This is a genomic window from Leifsonia sp. 22587 (assembly GCF_052044215.1).
GTDB lineage: Bacteria > Actinomycetota > Actinomycetes > Actinomycetales > Microbacteriaceae > Leifsonia > Leifsonia shinshuensis_C.
This window is the reverse complement of sequence record NZ_JBQENB010000001.1, coordinates 386,114-404,812: the sequence shown is the minus strand read 5'-3', so window position 1 is coordinate 404,812 and position 18,699 is coordinate 386,114. Positions and strand designations below refer to the sequence as shown.

At 69.2% G+C, this 18,699-nt stretch carries 15 protein-coding genes; 4 read left to right on the top strand and 11 right to left on the bottom strand.

Annotated features, from left to right (window positions below; translation table 11 throughout):
* Positions 1 to 8 precede the first annotated feature (8 nt).
* Genes ACTJI1_RS01940 through ACTJI1_RS01925 form a run of 4 tightly spaced genes read right to left on the bottom strand, consistent with a single transcriptional unit; the run spans position 9 to position 4,046 of the window.
* Positions 9 to 1,514: a CoA-acylating methylmalonate-semialdehyde dehydrogenase gene (locus ACTJI1_RS01940; protein ID WP_310131287.1), complete on the bottom strand. Its 1,506-nt coding sequence runs from the start codon at positions 1,512 to 1,514 to the stop codon at positions 9 to 11.
* A 27-nt stretch (positions 1,515 to 1,541) separates the two neighbouring features.
* Entirely contained in the window at positions 1,542 to 2,426 is an 885-nt protein-coding gene (locus ACTJI1_RS01935) for a class I fructose-bisphosphate aldolase (RefSeq protein WP_440741356.1), read from the bottom strand.
* Positions 2,413 to 3,378, bottom strand: a complete 966-nt coding sequence (gene iolC, locus ACTJI1_RS01930) for a 5-dehydro-2-deoxygluconokinase (protein WP_440741355.1) — start codon at positions 3,376 to 3,378, stop codon at positions 2,413 to 2,415. The genes ACTJI1_RS01935 and iolC overlap by 14 nt, the downstream gene beginning before the upstream one ends.
* A 59-nt stretch (positions 3,379 to 3,437) precedes the next feature.
* A complete protein-coding gene (locus tag ACTJI1_RS01925) occupies positions 3,438 to 4,046 on the bottom strand; it encodes a TetR/AcrR family transcriptional regulator (protein WP_440741354.1) in 609 nt (202 codons plus the stop codon).
* Between the two features lie 73 nt (positions 4,047 to 4,119).
* Here ACTJI1_RS01925 and ACTJI1_RS01920 point away from each other — a divergent pair, with 73 nt between their 5' ends.
* Positions 4,120 to 7,086 (top strand): glycoside hydrolase family 2 TIM barrel-domain containing protein, encoded by a 2,967-nt coding sequence (locus ACTJI1_RS01920; RefSeq protein ID WP_440741353.1) that lies wholly within the window; start codon positions 4,120 to 4,122, stop codon positions 7,084 to 7,086.
* 37 nt (positions 7,087 to 7,123) lie between these two features.
* Here the strand turns inward: ACTJI1_RS01920 and ACTJI1_RS01915 are convergent, their stop codons facing one another.
* The 4 genes from ACTJI1_RS01915 to ACTJI1_RS01900 all read right to left on the bottom strand — a co-directional run bounded on the left by ACTJI1_RS01915 (position 7,124) and on the right by ACTJI1_RS01900 (position 13,066).
* A complete protein-coding gene (locus ACTJI1_RS01915; protein WP_440741352.1) occupies positions 7,124 to 9,847 on the bottom strand; it encodes a hypothetical protein in 2,724 nt (907 codons plus the stop codon).
* Between the two features lie 65 nt (positions 9,848 to 9,912).
* The gene (locus tag ACTJI1_RS01910) at positions 9,913 to 10,770 is read right to left on the bottom strand and encodes a carbohydrate ABC transporter permease (protein WP_440741351.1); all 858 of its coding nucleotides are present in this window, start codon (positions 10,768 to 10,770) and stop codon (positions 9,913 to 9,915) included.
* A complete protein-coding gene (locus tag ACTJI1_RS01905; protein WP_440741350.1) occupies positions 10,767 to 11,714 on the bottom strand; it encodes a carbohydrate ABC transporter permease in 948 nt (315 codons plus the stop codon). The genes ACTJI1_RS01910 and ACTJI1_RS01905 overlap by 4 nt, the downstream gene beginning before the upstream one ends.
* 8 nt (positions 11,715 to 11,722) lie before the next feature.
* Positions 11,723 to 13,066, bottom strand: a complete 1,344-nt coding sequence (locus ACTJI1_RS01900; protein ID WP_440741349.1) for an ABC transporter substrate-binding protein — start codon at positions 13,064 to 13,066, stop codon at positions 11,723 to 11,725.
* Between the two features lie 279 nt (positions 13,067 to 13,345).
* Here ACTJI1_RS01900 and ACTJI1_RS01895 point away from each other — a divergent pair, with 279 nt between their 5' ends.
* Positions 13,346 to 14,587, top strand: coding sequence for an ROK family transcriptional regulator (locus tag ACTJI1_RS01895; RefSeq protein WP_310131301.1), 1,242 nt, complete (start codon positions 13,346 to 13,348; stop codon positions 14,585 to 14,587).
* Positions 14,588 to 14,651: 64 nt separating this feature from the next.
* Here ACTJI1_RS01895 and ACTJI1_RS01890 read toward each other — a convergent pair whose 3' ends face one another.
* A complete protein-coding gene (locus tag ACTJI1_RS01890; protein WP_440741348.1) occupies positions 14,652 to 15,533 on the bottom strand; it encodes an aldo/keto reductase in 882 nt (293 codons plus the stop codon).
* 97 nt (positions 15,534 to 15,630) lie between these two features.
* Here ACTJI1_RS01890 and ACTJI1_RS01885 point away from each other — a divergent pair, with 97 nt between their 5' ends.
* Entirely contained in the window at positions 15,631 to 16,212 is a 582-nt protein-coding gene (locus tag ACTJI1_RS01885) for a TetR/AcrR family transcriptional regulator (RefSeq protein WP_440741347.1), read from the top strand.
* Here the strand turns inward: ACTJI1_RS01885 and ACTJI1_RS01880 are convergent.
* Together ACTJI1_RS01880 and ACTJI1_RS01875 are read right to left on the bottom strand one after the other, a co-directional pair.
* Positions 16,209 to 16,868 carry an alpha/beta hydrolase gene (locus ACTJI1_RS01880; protein WP_440741346.1) on the bottom strand — a complete coding sequence of 220 codons (660 nt, stop codon included), beginning with the start codon at positions 16,866 to 16,868 and terminating at the stop codon, positions 16,209 to 16,211. The two genes, ACTJI1_RS01885 and ACTJI1_RS01880, sit on opposite strands and share 4 nt — an antisense overlap.
* A gap of 20 nt (positions 16,869 to 16,888) precedes the next feature.
* On the bottom strand, positions 16,889 to 17,608 hold the full coding sequence (locus ACTJI1_RS01875) for an SDR family oxidoreductase (protein WP_440741345.1): 720 nt from the start codon (positions 17,606 to 17,608) through the stop codon (positions 16,889 to 16,891).
* Between the two features lie 117 nt (positions 17,609 to 17,725).
* Here ACTJI1_RS01875 and ACTJI1_RS01870 point away from each other — a divergent pair, with 117 nt between their 5' ends.
* On the top strand, positions 17,726 to 18,610 hold the full coding sequence (locus ACTJI1_RS01870) for a LysR family transcriptional regulator (RefSeq protein ID WP_440741344.1): 885 nt from the start codon (positions 17,726 to 17,728) through the stop codon (positions 18,608 to 18,610).
* The last annotated feature ends 89 nt before the right edge of the window (positions 18,611 to 18,699 follow it).

Genomic DNA, 18,699 nt, shown 5'->3' with positions numbered 1-18,699 from the left:
CTCCCGCCTCAGTCGTTCTTCGGGAAGCCGAGGTTGATCCCGCCGTGCGACGGGTCGAGCCAGCGGCTGGTGATCGCCTTGAGCTGCGTGAAGAACTTCACGCCTTCGCTGCCGTGCGCCTTGGTGTCGCCGAACAGCGAGTCCTTCCATCCGCCGAAGGAGAACGTCGCGACAGGGACCGGGATGGGCACGTTGATGCCGATCATCCCGACCCGGACCTCCTTCTGGAACCGCCGGGCGGCGCCGCCGTCGTTGGTGAAGATGGCGGTGCCGTTTCCGAACGTGCCGGCGTTGATCAGGTCGACGCCCGCCTCGAAAGAGGGGACGCGGACGACCGCGAGCACTGGGCCGAAGATCTCTTCGGTGTACGCCCGGGACGAGGTCGGCACGCGGTCCAGCAGTGTCGGGCCGAGCCAGAAGCCGTTCGGGTCGCCGTCCGGGTTCACCGTACGGCCGTCGACCACGACCGTGGCCCCGTCGGCTTCGGCGATGTCGATGTAGCCGGCGACCTTGTCGCGGTGCTGCTTCGTGACCAGCGGACCCATGTCGCAGCCGCGACGGCCGTCGCCGATGCGCAGGGCCGCCATCCGCTCGGCGATCTTCGCGATGAGCGCGTCCGCGACCGGCTCGACGGCGACCACGACGGAGATCGCCATGCACCGCTCGCCCGCCGATCCGAACCCGGCGTTGATGGCGGAGTCGGCCGTCAGGTCGAGGTCGGCGTCCGGCAGCACCAGCATGTGGTTCTTGGCCCCGCCGAGCGCCTGCACGCGCTTGCCGTGCCGGGTGCCGGTCTCGTAGACGTAGCGGGCGATCGGGGTCGAGCCGACGAAGGAGATCGCTGCGACATCGGGATGGGTGAGGAGACCGTCTACCGCTTCCTTGTCGCCGTTGAGAACGGTGAAGACGCCGTCGGGCAGGCCGGCCTCCTTCCACAGCTCCGCCAGCCAGATCGCGGCCGACGGGTCCTTCTCCGAAGGCTTCAGCACGACAGTGTTGCCCGCGGCGATCGCGATGGGGAAGAACCAGGCCGGAACCATCGCCGGGAAGTTGAACGGCGAGATGATCCCTACGACGCCGAGCGGCTGGCGGGTGGAGTACACATCGACCCCGGTGGACACCTCCTCCGAGAACTCGCCCTTGAGATGGTGGGCGAGGCCCGTCGCGAACTCGACCACCTCCTGGCCGCGGCTTATCTCGCCCAGCGCGTCGGACAGGACCTTGCCGTGCTCGCTGGTGATGATCTCGGCCAGCTCGCCCTTGCGCGCGTCCAGCAGCTCCCGGAACCGGAACAGGATCGTCTGCCGCTTCGCGAGAGACATCCCCGACCATGCCGGGAACGCGGCCTTCGCGGAAGCGATCGCGGCCTCGATCTCGCTGGCGTCTGCCAGCGCAACACGCTTGGTCTCGACGCCGAGGGCGGGATCGAACACCGGGGCGGTGCGGCCGCTGGCAGACGGGTACGCGGCGCCGCCGATCCAGTGCGGCACGACGGGCAGGGTGTTGGAGGTCATGGCGTTCCTTCGATGGTCATTGCGGTGTCAGTGTCCGTGGACGAGCGCGGCGGCGATGTCGACCGCCGCGGCGACGTCGCCGTCCGGAGGATAGAGGAGGGTGCGGCCGACGACGAGTCCGTGCACGCCCGGGAGCTCGAGTGCTGCGCCCCAGGCCTCGAACGTCTGTTCCGGCGCGGCGTCGGTGTCGCCTCCGAGCAGAAGCGTCGGCAGGGTCGTGGACTTCATGACCCGGTCCATCTCCGGGACGACCGGGAGCTTGAGCCAGGTATACGCCGACGACGCCCCCAGCCCGGAAGCGATGGCGATCGAGGTGATCACGGCGTCCGCCGTCAAGTCGTTGACGATGCGGCCGTCTCGCCACCGGCTGAGGAACGGCTCCAGCATGATCGGCAGGCGAGCGCTGGACGCGGCCGTCACGGCGTCCGCCGTCCTCTCCAGGGTGCGGACCGTCGCCTGGTCCTCCAGGTTCACCCGCAGCAGCAGCTTGGTCGCATCGAGGCCGTCACGCATCGCGGCGGGCACGTCGTAGCCGGTGTAGCGGTCATCCATCTCGAAGACAGAGCCGCGCAGCCCGCCGCGGTTCATCGAGCCGACCACGACCTTGCCGTCGAGCGCACCGAGCAGCGCGAGGTCCTCGACGATGTCCGGGGTTCCGAGCACGCCGTCCACCCCTGGACGCGACAGAGCGAGGGTGAGGCGCTCCAGCAGGTCGTACCGGTCGGCCATCGCCATGCCGTCGTTTCGGACGCCGAGTGCTCCGCGGGCGGGGTGGTCGGCCGCGACGATGAACAATCTCCCGTCCCCCCGGACCAGCGGTCTCCGTGCCCGCGCGTCCAGAGCGGTCCGGATGGCGCCCGGGTCGCTGAGCCGGAGCTCCCGGAGGCGGGCGAAGGCTTCAGCCGTCGACATGCTCGAGTCCCTTCAGCACATCTTCGACCTCCGTGGTCGTGGGCATCGCGGTCGAGCATTCCCGCCGGGTCGCGACGATGGCGCCGGCGATGTTGGCGAAGCGGATGACGCGCTCCAGCGACCAGTCCTGCAGGAGCCCGTAGCAGAGCGCGCCGCCGAAGCCGTCGCCCGCGCCCAGGCCGTTGACGACCTGGACGGCGTAGGGAGGGACCTCGACCGTCTCAGTGCGGGTCTTGGCGAGCACCCCTCGCGGGCCCTGCTTCACGACTGCCAGCTCGACGCCGCGCTCCAGGAGTGCGTCGGCCGCGCGCACGGGGTCCGCCTCGCCGACCGCGACCTCGCATTCCTCGCGGTTTCCGACGGCCACCGTGACGTGCTCGAGTGCCCGCCCGACCTGCGTCGACGCCGCCTCGGCCGAATCCCAGAACATCGGCCGGTAATCCAGGTCGAGAACGGTCAGCGGCGCCCGTCCCCGCGCCTCCCAGGCGGCGAGGTGAGCTGTGCGGCTCGGCTCGCGCGAGAGACCGGTGACGGTCGCCCAGAAGATACGCGCCCGTGCGATGGCGTCGAGGTCGAGCTGCTCGGCCGTGATCGCGAGGTCGGGGGCGATCGGATCCCGGTAGAAGTAGAGCGGGAAGTGGTCGGGAGGGAAGATCTCGCAGAAGGTGATCGGCGTCTTCAGCGTGGGGTCGGTGCCGACGAAGCGGTCGTCGACTCCCAGGCGTCGCAGCTCACGCCGGGCGTAGCGCCCGAAGGGGTCGTCGCCGGTCGCCGTGATGACCGCAGAACGCAGGCCGTGACGTGCCGCGGCGATGGCGACGTTGGTCGCACTCCCCCCGAGGTACTTGCCGAAGGTGTCGACGTCTTCGAGTCCCACACCGTCTTGCAGCGGGTAGAGGTCCACGCCGATTCGACCGATCGTGACCAGGTCGTCCCTTTCGAGCTCGGTCATGCAGGCTGACTCCTTCGTGCGGGGGTTCTGGCGCCGTTTCGAATCTATACTTTGTTCTATCAAACTGACAAATCGGCGTGAAGAACCGTCTCGAAGAACGCGGTGAGGTCGGATGCCGGGTCGACGCGGTCAGGCGCGTAGAGCCATTGCAGCTGAACGCCCTCCCAGAGCGACAGAAGCAGACGTGCCGCGTCGGCCGGGTGGACACCGTCTCGCAGGCGGCCCGCTGCGGAGAGCTGCTCGAACTCCCCGGTGAACTCCCCTCGGAGGCGCTCCTGACGCTCCGCGAAGTAGTCGTGGGCTGGATGATCCTCGGCGACGGCTTCGGCCGAGAGGACCGTGAACAAGGCGATGATCCCGGGAGTCTTGAGGTTCTCCCGCGCCCGCGCGACGACCCGCTCGTCGAACCGCTCAACACCGCCGACCGGATCGGCCCCGAGCTCGTCGCGGTAGTCGAGCACCGCGAGGAGCAGGCCCTCCTTGTCGGCGAAATGGTGCTGGATCGAGCTGAGGCTCACACCCGCGGCAGCAGCGATATCGCGCAGAGAGCTGGTGCGGTAGCCGTGCACCGAGAACTGCCGGTACGCCTCCAGCACGATCTGCCGCCGCCGGGCGGCGCTCTTCGAGTACGGCCCCCGTTTCCGGGCCGCAGATCCGCTCTCGTCCACGATCGCTCCCCAAAATGGTTCAGGTGTATTAGTTTAAACGCCGGAGATGCCGAATGCCAGAGGAGGACCGCGCATGCCCGTCCCGCGTTACCTGTCGGAGACCGCGTCCGGTCACGGCGCCCGGGTGGCCGCACGATCGCGGGTCACCACCGACGCACCGGAGCTCTCGCTCAACGGGATATGGCGGTTCCGGTTGTCCCCGACCGCCCGTGTCTCCGACGACATGGCCTCCCCCGGCTTCGACGACACCTCCTGGGCACCGATGCCCGTCCCCTCGCACTGGGTGCTCGGACAGAACGGTCGCTTCGGCTCACCCGCCTACACGAACATCCGGTACCCGTTCCCCGTCGATCCGCCTCACGTCCCGGATGAGAACCCCACCGGCGACTACCGGCGCACGTTCACCGTGCCGGAGGCGTGGCCGCGGGAGGGCCGGACGCTCCTCCGGTTCGATGGCGTCGAGTCGATGTACCGGGTCTGGCTCAACGGCGACGAGGTCGGCGTCGCGACAGGGAGCCGGCTCGTGCAGGAGTTCGACGTGACCGCGCTGGTGCGCCCCGGGGAGAACCTGATCGTGGTCCGCGTGCACCAGTGGTCCCCCGGAAGCTACCTCGAGGACCAGGACCAGTGGTGGCTGCCCGGCATCTTCCGCGACGTCACCCTGCTCGCCAGGCCGGACGACGGCGTGGACGACGTCTGGCTGCGCACCGGATGGGAGAACGGAGCCGGCTGGATCGATCCGGAGATCACCGCATCCTGGGACGCCTATCCCGTCACCCTGCGCATCCCCGAACTGAACGTCGAGCGCACCTGGCGGTCACCGGCGGACGTCGGCCGGTTCCCGGTGGGCGACGCCGAGCCGTGGACGGCGGAGACGCCGCGGCTGTACACCGTGACGGTGCACGCCGCCGGCGAGACCGTGACTGTTCGGACCGGGTTCCGGACGGTCGAGATCGTCGGCGACCGCTTCCAGGTCAACGGACGGCGCATCGTGTTCCACGGGATGAACCGGCACGAGACCCACCCGGAGCGCGGCCGCGTGTTCGATGAGGACCATGCCCGCGCCGACCTCGCCATGATGAAGCGGTTCAATGTGAACGCCATCCGCACCAGCCACTACCCGCCGCACCCCCGGCTGCTGGACCTCGCCGACGAGCTGGGATTCTGGGTCGTGCTGGAATGCGATCTGGAGACGCACGGATTCGAAGCCGGCGGGTGGGCGCGCAATCCGAGCGACGACCCCGCCTGGCGTGATGCCTACCTCGACCGGATCGAGCGCACCGTCGAACGGGACAAGAACCATCCGAGCATCGTGATGTGGTCGCTCGGCAACGAGGCAGGGACCGGTGCGAACCTCGCGGCGATGTCCGCCTGGGTCCACGCCCGCGACCCGCACCGCCCGGTGCACTACGAAGGCGATCACACCGGGGAGTACACCGATGTGTACTCCCGTATGTACGCCTCCGTCCCCGAAACGGAGGCGATCGGAACAGACGGTTCGTCTGCTCCGCTGCTGGGGTGCACCCCCGCGCAGGGCGCCCGGCAGCGCACCAAGCCGTTCCTTCTGTGCGAGTACGCGCACGCGATGGGCAACGGCCCCGGCGCCCTCGACCAGTACGAGGCCGTGGTCGACCGGCTTCCCCGGTTGCACGGCGGCTTCGTCTGGGAATGGCGCGACCACGGCATCCTGACCCGGACGGCCGAAGGGGTGCCGTTCTACGGATACGGCGGCGATTTCGATGAGGTGATCCACGACGGCAACTTCGTCATGGACGGCATGGTGCTCTCCGACGACCGGCCCACGCCTGGGCTTCACGAGTTCGCCGCGGTGGTCCAACCGATCCGGTTCCGGTTCGACGGCGGGACCGTCGCAGTGGAGAACCGGAGGCGGTTCGCCGACACGGCCGACCTGGAGTTCAGCTGGCAGATCGAGCAGGATGGCACGCGGGTCGCGGGCGGCGTGTTCGCGCTCGATGCCATCCCCGCCGGCGGCACGACGACGATGCCGCTGCCCGGAGAGCACATCGCCGCCGAGGGCGAGACGTGGCTGTCAGTGCAGGCGGCGCTCGCGCGTGACACCGCCTGGGCGCCGGCCGGCCACGTGCTCGCCCGCGCGCAGCACGACCTGACCGCTGCGCGACCGGAGGCCAGTCGGCCCCGCCCGGCCGACTGGCATGACGCGGGCGGCACGGTCGCTCTGGGAATCGGCGAGTTCGAAGGCGGCCGGCTCGTCCGGCTCGCCGGTCGTGCCGTCGCCGGTCCACGGCTGGAGCTTTTCCGCGCACCGACCGACAACGACCGCGGGGAGAGCACCGTCAACGAGCCGGAGCATCAGGACAGCGCGCCGGGGCTCTCGAACGCCGCGGAATGGCACGGGCTCGGACTCGACCGACTCACGCACCGACTCGTGAGCGTCCAGGAGGCGCCCGGCGCGCTGCGGACGCTGACGCGGGTCGCGCCGGCGGCAAGCCTGCACTCCGTCCTGGTCGAATCCGTCTGGACGCTCCTCGACGACGGCCGGCTGGAGTTGCGGGTGGAGGTCGAGCCCTCCCCCGGCTGGCCGAGCGTGTGGCCGAGGATCGGCGTGCGGTTCGACCTGCCGGACGACGGGGGAAGCCTCCCGGAGGTCGAGTGGTTCGGGACGGGCCCGCTGGAGTCGTACCCGGACAGCCGTCGCGCCGCGCGTGTCGGCCGGTTCACCTCCAGCCTCGAAGACCTGACGGTCGATTACGCCCGGCCGCAGGAGTCCGGCCATCGCTCCGACCTCCGGGAACTCTTGTTCGGTCCGGTCAGGTTGACCGCGCTGCCTGATCTCCGTGGCCGCCGCCCGGGGTTCACGATCACGCGGCACACCCCGCAGCAGGTCGCCGACGCCGCCCATCCCCACGAACTGCCGGCATCCCGGACCTCCTACCTGTTCATCGACGCCGCACAGCACGGGCTCGGCTCGCGCGCGTGCGGGCCGGATGTGTGGCCCGACTTCGCCCTCCGGCCCGAGGCGCGCACTATCCGGCTCCGCTTCGACTCCCCTGCCCACTGACCTCGCGACTGTTCACCCCGGGAGGATGCCGTGCGGGTCAGCGCAGCACGAGGGTGCGGATCTCCCAGGGACCGAGCATCAGGTCGCAGGCGCCGTAGGCCTCTTCGACCGCGATCGTCCGGCCGAGCAGGTCGACCTGGGCGGCCTCCGTGAACTCGCCGGTCAGGGTGGGCGTCGCACCGTCGTCCGACATCGCGACGAGCCGGACCTCGACCCCCGGCCGGCCATCGAGCGTCACGCGGCGGACGCTCGACACCAGCGTGTCGCGGCCGTGGACGGCGAGGCCGCCCATCGCCTCCGGAAGCGCGCCGCCGACCGGAGCGGTTCCCCGGGCGACCAGGACGTCGTTGCGGAACTCCTCCGCCAGAGCGACGGCGTTCGCGCCCCGCCACCCGGCGGCCGACGGCACGATCGCAAGGCGGTTCTCGACCCGGACCCCCAGGTCCTGCGCGCCGGGCGCGGCGATCTCCGTCGCCGCCGGCTCGTCACGCAGCGGGTGGATGTTCACACTGATCGACCCGATCGCCCGCAGCAGGGTGATCGCGAGCTCGGAGCCGCCCTCGACGACCTCGTACTCGGTGGCGTGATCCACGAGCACGGTGGCCGCGCCGGCCGAGACGAACTCGCTCGCCGGGAACGTGGGAAGCGGGAACTCGCCCCAACCGCCCTCGGCCTCTAGCCCACGCTCGGTCACGGCGAACTGGCCTGAGGACGCGGACACGGCCACCGGTTCCGGGAGCGGGACGTGCAGCCGGAGGCGGTGGTCGGCCGACCGGTTCAGGAAGGACACCGAGACACGGACGAACGGCTCGGCCTGGCGCAGCTCGACGACGGTCTCGACCAGAGTCGGCACCGTCTCCTCCGACCGCACATCACGATCCCCGGACAGTGAGACGGGCCAGTCGTACACGCGGGTGATGAGCAGCCGCGCCCGCAACGGCCCCGACTCGACGACTTCGATCGCAACGCTGCTCGGTTCAGAGATGACGACGCCCGACGCAGGCGGGGCGTAGTTGTAGCTGTCGCCGCGGTCTCCCCCATCGACGAGCCGGCCGACTCCGCGCAGCACGGTGCCGTCCGCGCCGGTCACGGTCAGCAGTCCGTCGCCGGCGACCTCGACCGCGACGAGGCCGTTGGTGAGACGGCGCGGGGTCGCAGTGACCGACTCGACGTGGGGCGCCGCGACGGCATCGCTGGGAACGAGGCGGAACGTGGTCGCACCTGAGGCGGCGACGTCGACGGGGACGAGCGCGGTCACCCGCGCCTCCTCCAGCGTCAGGACCCGCCAGACGCCCGGGTGCTCCACGGCCGCCTGTGCGACCTCCGTGCGGAGCCGGAGCAGATCGAACTCGGCCGTCGCCGGAACCTCCGCGAGGTGGAAGACGAGGGAGCCCGGCGTGAGTTCGTAGCGGTCGATGAGTCGGCCGAACAGCTCGCGGCGGTGGATCCGCCGCAGCACCCGCTCGAGCTGCGACGCCTCCACGACCTCATCGCTGAGCACGGTCGGCGCCTCAGAGGTCATCTGCACCGGCCGAACGCGCCGGTCCGCGGTCACGGCCACGAGGGAGGACCCGTCGACGGGCGCGGCCGCGTCGACCTCGATCAAGGCAGTCCGCGGCACGGCGAGGGTGTTGACCACCAGATGGGCGTCCGACGGCACGACGGCTGCGCCGGCGGCCAGAGCACCGTCCCGGACGGCACGGGCGGCGTGCTGCGCCTCCGCCAGCCGAGCATCCACCTGCTCCACCGTCTCGTCGGTGCCGGAGCCCACGACGGAGTCGTGCGCGGTCGACTCGATGATCTTGCGCCAGGCGAGGGCGAGGAACGGCGACTCGTCCCGGTCCGGAGCGAAGAGGGCGAGCGCCCGCTCGGCCTCTCTCACGGTGCGCTCGGCGGTCGCCATCCGCTGCTTGAGTCCCAGCCGAACCGAGAGCACACCGGGCAGGATGTTTCCGCGAGCGTGGCTGCGCAGCTCGCCGCGCACCACGGCCGAGACGTCGTCCTTGATGTGAGCCCTCAGATATTCCTGCAACGTCGCGATGCGGATAGGCCGCTCGTCGGTCGACGCCGCCTGCAGCCACCGTCCGAGGTCGGGGTGCGGCGCGTTGTGGTCGGTGCCGGCCATCGCGAGCACCGGATCGTCGCCCCAACGCGTCAGCGTCTGGCGGGTGTAGTCGTCGAGCGCTCGTCCGATCTGATCGGGGACCAGCAGCACGTCGAGTCCGTTGTCGTAGCCGTCGAACAGGTACTCTGTGCGCACCCGCGAGCCGTCCGGCGCCTCCCACCAGAAGGCGTGGCCTTCGACGGAGCCGGGCACCCCGCGCCACAGAGCGGCGTCCTCGATCCCCGCACGGACGAGGATCTGCGGCATCTGGGCGACATGCCCGAACATGTCCGGCAGATAGCCCACCGGCATGCTCCCACCCAACTCGCGCGCCGAGGCCCATCCGGACTGCAGGTTCCGGACGATCGTCTCACCGGAGCAGAGGAATTCGTCCAGCAGGATGAGCCATGGCCCCACCGCGAGCTGCCCGGAGGCGACCAGCGCGGCAACCCGATCCCGATTCTCCGGCCGCATCTGCAGGTAGTCCTCCACCGCGGCCATCTGCCCGTCGACGGTGAACCGGAAACCTGGATCCGACTCCAGCACGTCGAGGATGAGGTCGAACGCCCCCACCAGTCGGTGCCGGAACACCTGGAAGGGCTCGTACCACTCGCGGTCCCAATGGAAGTGCGGAACGAAGACAGCGGAGGAGGGCATGGAGGGGGAATACCTTCTATGGTCGGGGGTCGCGGGCGTGATGGGATGCAGGAGGGTTCAGCCGGTCATTTGAGGGCGCCGGCGGCGATCCCGCTGCGCCAGTAGCGCTGCAGCACCAGGAACAGGATGATCACCGGGATGATGGACACCAGCGATCCGGAGATGACGGATCCCTGCAGCAGCGAGACCTTCGCGGTCTGGCCGTTCCATTCGTAGAGCCCGAGGGTGATCGGGAACAGCGACTCGTTCTGCAGCATGACCATCGGGAGGAAGAAGTTGTTCCAGATACCCACGAACTGGAACAGGAAGATCGTCACGAGCGAGGGGACCATCAGCCGGAACGCGACGGAGAAGAAGGTGCGGAACTCCCCCGCGCCGTCCAGCCGGGCCGACTCGAGCAGCTCCTCCGGCACCGCCGCCGCGGTGAACACCCGGGCGAGGTAGACCCCGAACGGGCTGACGATGCTCGGCAGGAAGACGGCGAGGTAGGTGTTCACCAACCCGGTCGCCGAGAACAGAAGGAAGAGCGGCAGCGCGAGGGCCGTGCTGGGGACCAGCACGCCGCCGAGGATGACCGAGAAGAGCACCTCGCGACCGCGGAACCGGAACTTCGCCAGCGCGTACCCGCAGAGGGCGGAGATGAGGGTTCCGACCACGGCGCCGAACACCGAATAGATGACGCTATTGATCGCCCACTGGCCGTAGATGCCGCCGTTGCGCCCGAACAGCGCTCCGAGGTTCTGGAACAGGTCGAAGTGCGAGAAGGCGAGACCGAAGGTCGACGCCAGGTCGCCCTGCGGTTTCGTCGCTGCGACGATCAGGACGTAGATCGGCAGGATGAAGTAGATGGCCAGGATGAACATGAGGGCCATCGCCGCCGTGCGGCTGACGCGGCTCTCGCGGATGGGTGCGCTGGTGCTCATAGGCCGGCCTTCCTCGACGTCAGTCGCATGAACGCGAAGCTCAGCACGAAGGTGATGACGGCGATCACGACCGAGATGGCGGCCGCCTGCTGGTAGTTGTTGCCGGACGCGACCGCGTAGGCGAGCATGTTCGGCGTGTAGGTGCTGGAGATGTTCGACGAGATCTGGCGCAGCACCGCCGGCTCGGCGTAGAGCTGCAGGGTCCCGATGATCGAGAACACGGTGGTGAGGATGATCGACGGCGTGATCATCGGCACCTTGATCTGCCAGGCGATGACCCAGTTGGACGCGCCGTCCAGCTTCGCCGCCTCGTACAGCTCCTGCGGGATCGCTTGGAGCGCCGAGAACAGGATCAGCATGTTGTAGCCGGTCCAGAGCCAGGTGGAGATGTTGGCGGTGGACCACAGCACCCCGGACGGCCCGAGGAAGTCGGGCTGCAGCCCGATCGCCTTCAGGGCGTCGACGATCGGCGAGAACTGGGGCGAGTACAGGAACGACCACATGATGGCCGCGATGACTCCGGGCACGGCGTAGGGCATGAAGGCCGTGATGCGGAAGAACGCCTTGAGCTTCAGCAGAGGTGTGTCGAGCAGCAGCGCCATGACGAGGGCCACGAAGAGCATGACAGGCACCTGGACGATGCCGAAGAGCGCCACGCGCCCGACGCTGGTCCAGAAGTCGGCGTTCTGGAACACCTGGACGTACTGCGTGAAGCCGCCGAAGGCGGTGTACGGCACTCCGTACTGCCCCGCCGAGCGGCGAACGACGAGAAAGCTCTGCCAGATCGCGTAGCAGACCGGCACGACGTAGAAGAGCAGGAACGGCAGGAGGAACGGCACGATGAACGCGAAGATGACGCCGCCGCGAGGGCCGCCGCCGTTACGACGGCGACGACCCTCGGCAGTTGCGACCACGCGTGGGGCGCGGGTTGCGATTTCTGTCATGACGGGATCTACTTGCCCGCCACAGCGCTGATGTCCAGATCCTTCATCGACTTCAGGGCCGTCGCCTGGGCGGCTCCGAGGGCATCGGAGAGGGTGCCGTTGCCCGCGGTCGCCTTGGCCATCGCATCCTGCAGCGCCAGGTTCACGGTCTTCTGGGTGGGCCCCCACGTGAAGCTGGTGTCGATGTTCTTCGACGACTCGGCGAACACGTCGAAGATCTTCTCGTTGTTGTAGTACGGCACGCCCTGCGACAGCGCGGGGAGCTTCGACCCGGCGAGCGCCGCCGGGTAGAGTCCGCCGAGCTTGTTCTCCAGAGCCAGCGCCTCGGGGTCCGTGTTCAGCCAGGTGTTGAACTCGACCGACTCGTAGAGGTGCTTGTTGCCCTTCATGAACGCGACGGACGAGCCGCCCCAGTCACCGGAGGCCGGGTTGGAGCCCCAGGTCGGCAACTGCACGATGCTCCACTTGCCCGCCAGGTCGGGGTTGTTGTCACGGAATCCGCTGTAACCCCACGCCGCGCCGAGGTAGGTCGCGAGCTGGCCCTGCTCGAAGGCCGCGTTGGCCGGAGTGGATCCGCTGGCGAGGTCGGTGCGGACGAGCTTCTGGCTGATGAGCTTCTGCCAGTAGTCGGCGACCTGCTTGCCCTTGTCGTTGTCGACGGTGACGTGCCATTTGCCGCCGGAGCAGGAGTACATGTCGGCGCCGTTCTGCCACAGCAGCCCGTTGCACCACTCGGCGTTGTTCGGGTCGAAGTAGGTGATGGTCAGGTTCGGGTCGGCGGCGTGCAGTTTTTGCGCGTCGGCCGCGTACTCGTCCCACGTCTTCGGGATGTCCAGGCCGTACTTGGCGAAGATGTCCGTGCGCACGTACATCGCCATGGGGCCGGTGTCCTGCGGGTAGGCGAACACGCCGGTCCCGCCGAAGCTGGTCTGCGACCACGTCCACGGCACGAACTTCGACTTCGCCGCGACGGCCGCCTTGCAGGCGGAGGCGTCGACGAAAGCGTCCTGGGTGCGCAGGTCGGGCAGCTCGTCGTAGCCGACCTGGGACAGCTCGGGCGCCTTGCCCGCCTTGAGGGCGTTGCCCAGCGTGCCGTACTGGTCGTTCGAGATGTTCTTGACCTGGACCTGGATGTTCGGGTGGGACTTGTTCCAGACGTCCACCACCTGGTCCATCCCGTTCACGGTGTTCCAGTACTGCAGTGTCACCTTGCCCTTGGACGGCTCGCAGGAGGCCGAGCCGGAACCGTTGCCGGAGGCCGGGGTGGACGAGCACCCCGCCAGGGCGGCGACGGTGATCGTCGCAGCCGCCGCGACGGTCGCCAGGCGGATGCGTGTGCTTCTGTTGCTCATGTTTTCCTTCCGAATGCCTCGCTTCGGTGCGAGGCGGTCGACTTTGACGGGAAGGCACAGTCGGTGCTGCCTTCTGTGGAATGGAGAGAACACGACCGCGCGGCGGGGGTGTGCCGGCGGCGGGTTGGATTAGCAAATCATATTTCCTAATAGGGCGCAAGCACATCCGCCGTGCACGCGCTGCGCAAAGGCGGCGCGTCCGCGCCCTCTGGCAACGCCTCTCGTGGCCCGGACGGCGATGGCTAGGCTGTAGCTGCGTTGCCGACGGGAAGGGGGAGCGTGGATCCGACCGGAACCAACCTGCCAGCGGTGGGCGAGTACAACCAGGCGGTCGTGCTCGACGCCATCCGCCGCCGCCCCGAAGGCATCACCCGCTCCGAGCTGGCCGGCCTGACCGCGCTCAGCGGCATGACCGTCACCAACGTCTGCCGGCGATTGCTCGACGCGGGACTCGTCGAGGAGCACGGGACGCGGGTGGGCGGCCCGGGCAAGCCCGCCGCGGTGCTCCGGCTCAACCCGTCCGGCGGGTTCGCGGTCGGGGTGCACATCGACCCGGCGGCGATCACGTACGTCCTCGTCGACCTCTCCGGGTCGGTCCGCGACCACTCCCGCACAGGGACCCCCACCGCCGGCGAGCCCGCTGCGGTCATCTCCGAGATGGCCGAGGCCATCGAGGGACTGATCGAGCGGTCGCTGGTCGACCGGTCGCGCATCCTCGGCATCGGCATCGCGTCGCCAGGCCCCGTGGACGTCGAGAACGGCATCGTGCTCAACCCGCCCATGATGCCCAACTGGCACTTGGTGCCGCTCCGCCGGGCGCTGGGAGAGGCCACCGGGCTCCCCGTCCTGCTCGAGAAGGACACCACGGCGGCTGTCGTCGCCGAACTCTGGTTCGCAGAGCCGGGGAGCAGCCGGGACTTCGCGTTCATGTACTACGGCACCGGCCTGGGCACGGGCATCGCCGTGTCGGGCGAGGTGGTGCGCGGGATCGGATCGAACGCGGGGGACGCCGGGCACATCACCGTCGACCCCCACGGTGCGGTGTGCACCTGCGGTCGGCGGGGGTGCGTCGGCTACATCACCGTCCCCCGGGCGCTCGTGGAGCGCGCGGTTCTCGACGGGCTGCTGACGGCCGACGAAGCGGGCGACCCCGACGACATGGGCGACGTCAGCGCCGCGTTCCACCGGCTGGCCGCGCTGGACGCGGCCGGCGACCCGCGCGCCCGGGCGATCATGGTCGACACCGCGAGGTCCCTGGCGCGGGCGATCGTCGTCGTCGTCAACCTGCTCGACATCGACGAGGTCATCTTCGGCGGTCCGTTCTGGAACCCGATCGCCACCTCCCTGCTCGCCGAGCTGCCGGAGGCCGTCTGGTCGGATCCCGCACTCGTCCCGCCGCATCCCGTGCGGCTGGTGCAGTCCGATATCGCGGTCGACGTCGCGGCGGTCGGAGCGGCGACCCTCGTGCTGGACACCACCTTCTCGCCCAGGCCGTCGGCGCTCCTGCTCGCCGCCGACTAGCGCGTCCGGATCAACGCCGGAAACGAATACCTCCGCCGGGAACTCTGCACGAGGGCTGCCTCGCTCACGCCGCTTCCGGCACGAGTGCAGTGATCGCGGTCACCTCGTCGTCGGTGAGGCGGATCGCAGCGGCCCCGAGGTTGCTCGCCAGGTGGTCGACGCTGGTGGTGCCGGGAATCGGCAGCACGTTGTCGGCGCGGTGGAGAAGCCAGGCCAGGGCGATCTGGTGCACCGACGCGTCATGATTGTGCGCGATCGGCGCGAGAGCGGCGGCGATACGCTCGGGGTCGCCACCGTCCTGGATGGACACGGGGTGCCACGGAGAGAACACCGCGCCGGCCGCCTCCGCCGCCCGCTGCAGGTCGACCCCACGGCGATTGCCGACATTGTAGAGCGCGGTCACTGCGTCGATCGGGGTGATGCTCTGGGCGAGTTCGAACTGGGCGGCCGTGACGTTCGAGAGACCGATGTGCCGGATGAGACCCTCCTCTTTGAGCGCGGCGAGCGTGGCGACCTGCTCCTCGAACGGTGCATCCGTGGCCTGACCGCTGTGCAGGTAGTAGAGGTCGATGCTGTCGACGCCGAGCCGTCGGGCGCTCATGTGGGCGGACTGCCGGAGGTAGTTCGGATTGCCCACCGCGTCGAGCGTGGAGTAGTCGTAGCCGCCGCGGACGAACCCGCCCTTGGTGGCGATGACCAGCTCCTCCGGGTACGGGTGGAGCGCCTCCCGGATGAGCAGCTCGTTGGAGTGCGGGCCGTACACGTCCGCCGTGTCGATGAAGGTGACTCCGGCATCCACCACCGCGCGAAGGAGGGCGATGCCCTGCTCGTGGTCGGGATAATCGCCCCACACCTGCTTCCCGGTCAGCTGCATCGCGCCGAAGCCGACGCGGCCGACACTGAGATCGCCTCCGATGCTCACGGTGGTTGCGGTCGAGGATGTCATGATGCTCCCGTCTGCCCGGTACTATGGGCGTCATACTGAGAGTTAGCCTCTCAGTTATCCGATAGATTGTCTATCACATTTTCAGGAGAGGAATCGCGTGAGCCTGTCCGCGCTGCTCGAGGAGAGGCGCCCCCAGCGCGCTGACGCCAGACGCAACTTCGACGCGGTCCTGGACGCGGCCGTCCTCGCCTACGCCGAGCTGGGTGCCGGCGTCGGCATGGAGGAGATCGCCCGCCGTGCGGGCGTCGGCGTGGCGACGCTCTATCGCAACTTCCCCACCCGGATCGCCCTGATGGAGGCGGTCTACCTGGCGGCCGTCGACGAACTCGTGCGATTCGGGGAGTCGATCGAGGAACCGGACCCCTGGAGGGCGCTGGAGATGTGGTTGCTGAAGTTCGTCGACTTCATGCGGACCAAGCACCCCATCGTCACCGTTCTGACCGAGAGTTCGGTCGTCTACGTGCCGACTCGGGATGCCATCTACGGGATCGCCGACCCGCTGGTCGAGCGAGCCCGCCAGGCGGGTGAGGTGCGCCTCGATGTCGATGCCGACGATGTGATGCGGGTGATCTTCGCCGTCACCGGGGGGCTCTACCTGGACGACGCGCAGCTTCACGGAGCCGTGCGCATCGTGCTGGACGGCATCCGGCCGCGGGTGCCGCAGCGCCCAGCGCGCTAGCCGTTCCGGGTGGCACCGGCGCGAAGGATCATGTCCGCCACGAATGCGCTGAGGTCCCGCACCTCCTCCCCCGCCACGTCGTGCCCGAGGTCGCCGTAGACCCTCTCGTCGACCGAGAGATGCGTCGCGCTGAACTCCGCCGTGCGCAGGATCGCCGACCGCGGGATGACCGAGTCGTGCGCGCCGCGTCCCCAGAACACCGGAGGGCGAGTGAGGGCAAGCTGCCGATCCCCGGGCTGGGCGTCGTCGATGACGAATCCGCCGAGCTGGACACCGAAGCCGAACTCGGCGGGGCGCCTCCGCATGAGCTGGAGGGCCATGGCCCCGCCTTGGGAGAACCCCATCACGCCGACGGAGCGAAAGCGTGGGAGGGCGTCGTACCAGGCGAGCACGGAGTCCACTGCCGCATTGGCGACCTCCGGGCGCGGGTTCCCGATCGGGTTCCCCGAGCTCGGGAACCAGGCGTAACCGCCCGCCTCGGCGATGGGGGCGCGGAGCGAGGCGATCGTGAGCTCCTGGGGAAGGCGGGGGCGGAGGGCGAACAGGTGCCGTTCGTCATAGCTCCAGCCGTGCATCATGATCAGCAGATCGGAGTCCGGGCCGCCCGGGCTGTGAGCCCACAGCACCGAGTCCGGGTCGAGAGGCGGGTACTTCACGGTTCGATCCGAGGTCATCGTCAGACCAGGAGCGCCCCGCCGTCCACCGGAATGGACGTGCCGGTCATGAAGGACTGGGTCATCGAGTACACGAAAGCGTGCGCGACGTCGTCGACCTCGCCGACGCGGCCGGCCGGGAGGGCATCGGCCTGCTGCTGATACATCGCCTGCTGATCCTCGGCGCTCATGCCGCTCCACAACGGGCTTCGGACGATGCCCGGCTCGACCACGTTCACGCGGACGGGAGCGAGCTCGACCGCGAGGGCACCTGCGAGGCTCGTCATCGCCCCGCACAGGCTGGACGCAACCGCCCAGCCGGCACCGGGGCGGGTGCGAGCCGAACCGGAGGTGAGGGTGATCGACCCACCCGGCCGGATGTACTGTGCTGCAGCGCTCACCGAATTGAGGGCGCCGAAGAAGCGCACCTGGAAGAAGGCGCGCGCCCGGTCGATGTCGAGTCCGTCCACGGGCAGGAGTCCGAGCGGCTCCCCCGCGGTGTACGCGAGGTGATCGAATGGGCCGACCTCGGCGAAGAACGCCTGGACGTCGGCGGGATCGAGGACGTCGAGGGTCCGGCCGGTGGTGCCGGCGGACAGTTCGCCGAGCGCCGCATCGACGCTCGCCTGACGGCTGGATGCGATGACGACCTCTGCACCGGCGTCAACCGCAGCGTGCGCGGTCGCCAGGCCGATTCCGGATGTGCCGCCGATGATCACGACGCGCTTCCCGTTGAGAGACATGGGGTTTCCTTTCGTTGAACCGCATCGAGCATCCCTCGCTCAGGCGTCCCCCGTCCAAGACCTCTTTCGTTCTTATTGAGACCCGAAAGGTATCAAGGAGTGTGCGATCCTGGCTTTGTGAACACCGATCTGGATCTGCGCAAGCTGCGCTACTTCGTCGCGGTCGCCGAGGAGCTCAACTTCGGCCGCGCGGCGGAGGTGCTGATGATGGCGCAGCCCGTGCTCTCCCGGCAGATCCGAGCGTTCGAGGCGGAACTCGGCGTGCGACTGTTCGTGCGCGACACCCGTGGGACGGAACTCACCGAGCACGGTCGGCTGCTGTACCAGGAGGCGGAGGCGCTCCTCGCGTCCGCTTCGGCGGTCCGGCGCCGGGTGGCGATCGCCGCGCGGGGCGAGTCCGAGTTCACCGTCGGCTTCATGCCCGGTCTGATGGTAACCACAGCCGTACGAGCCTTCCAGCGCACCCTCCCCGAGGTGTCGATCCATGTCATGCGCACGAGCTGGGACAACCAGGTGCGGGTGCTGCACGACGGCCGCGCGGACGTCAGCTATCTGCGACGGCCGTTCGACGCCGCAGGGCTGACCACCGAGCTGTTGTTCTCGGAGCCTCGCGTGGTCATGCTGCCGACCGACCACGAACTGGCGGCGGCGTCGAGCGTCCTCATGGGCGACCTCGCCGGGGAGCACCTCCTCCAGGATCCGGCCGCCGTGCCGGAGTGGGCCACCGTCGCCGCCGAGATGCGCCCCCGTCGAGGGTCGGCGCGTCCTCCGAGCCGGACCGTCGAAGAGAAACTCGAGCTCGTCGCCGTGGGGAGCGGGATCGCTATCCTCCCCCAGTCGACGGCTCGGTTCTACCGGCGACCCGACGTCGCCTTCGTCCCGGTTTCAGACCTGCCGCCGACAGACGTTCTGCTCGGCTGGGAGAGCAGCAGGCGGTCGCGACTCATCGACGCCTTCGTCGCCGCGGCTCGCGACGCCAAGCACGATCTCGGTCAGAACTGATCGCGAGACGGGCGCCGTCGGTGGCGGGTGTGCTCGGGGACTGCACGCCACCCGCGAGAGGAAAACCCCGAGCACACTGCTCCGGGCCG

Excerpts from the sequence above, each read along its gene's own strand:
- ACTJI1_RS01940 (WP_310131287.1), bottom strand. The coding sequence starts at position 1,514 with ATGACCTCCAACACCCTGCCCGTCGTGCCGCACTGGATCGGCGGCGCC.
- ACTJI1_RS01935 (WP_440741356.1), bottom strand. The coding sequence starts at position 2,426 with ATGTCGACGGCTGAAGCCTTCGCCCGCCTCCGGGAGCTCCGGCTCAGC.
- iolC (WP_440741355.1), bottom strand. The coding sequence starts at position 3,378 with ATGACCGAGCTCGAAAGGGACGACCTGGTCACGATCGGTCGAATCGGC.
- ACTJI1_RS01920 (WP_440741353.1), top strand. The coding sequence starts at position 4,120 with ATGCCCGTCCCGCGTTACCTGTCGGAGACCGCGTCCGGTCACGGCGCC.
- ACTJI1_RS01915 (WP_440741352.1), bottom strand. The coding sequence starts at position 9,847 with ATGCCCTCCTCCGCTGTCTTCGTTCCGCACTTCCATTGGGACCGCGAG.
- ACTJI1_RS01910 (WP_440741351.1), bottom strand. The coding sequence starts at position 10,770 with ATGAGCACCAGCGCACCCATCCGCGAGAGCCGCGTCAGCCGCACGGCG.
- ACTJI1_RS01905 (WP_440741350.1), bottom strand. The coding sequence starts at position 11,714 with ATGACAGAAATCGCAACCCGCGCCCCACGCGTGGTCGCAACTGCCGAG.
- ACTJI1_RS01900 (WP_440741349.1), bottom strand. The coding sequence starts at position 13,066 with ATGAGCAACAGAAGCACACGCATCCGCCTGGCGACCGTCGCGGCGGCT.
- ACTJI1_RS01890 (WP_440741348.1), bottom strand. The coding sequence starts at position 15,533 with ATGACATCCTCGACCGCAACCACCGTGAGCATCGGAGGCGATCTCAGT.
- ACTJI1_RS01875 (WP_440741345.1), bottom strand. The coding sequence starts at position 17,608 with ATGTCTCTCAACGGGAAGCGCGTCGTGATCATCGGCGGCACATCCGGA.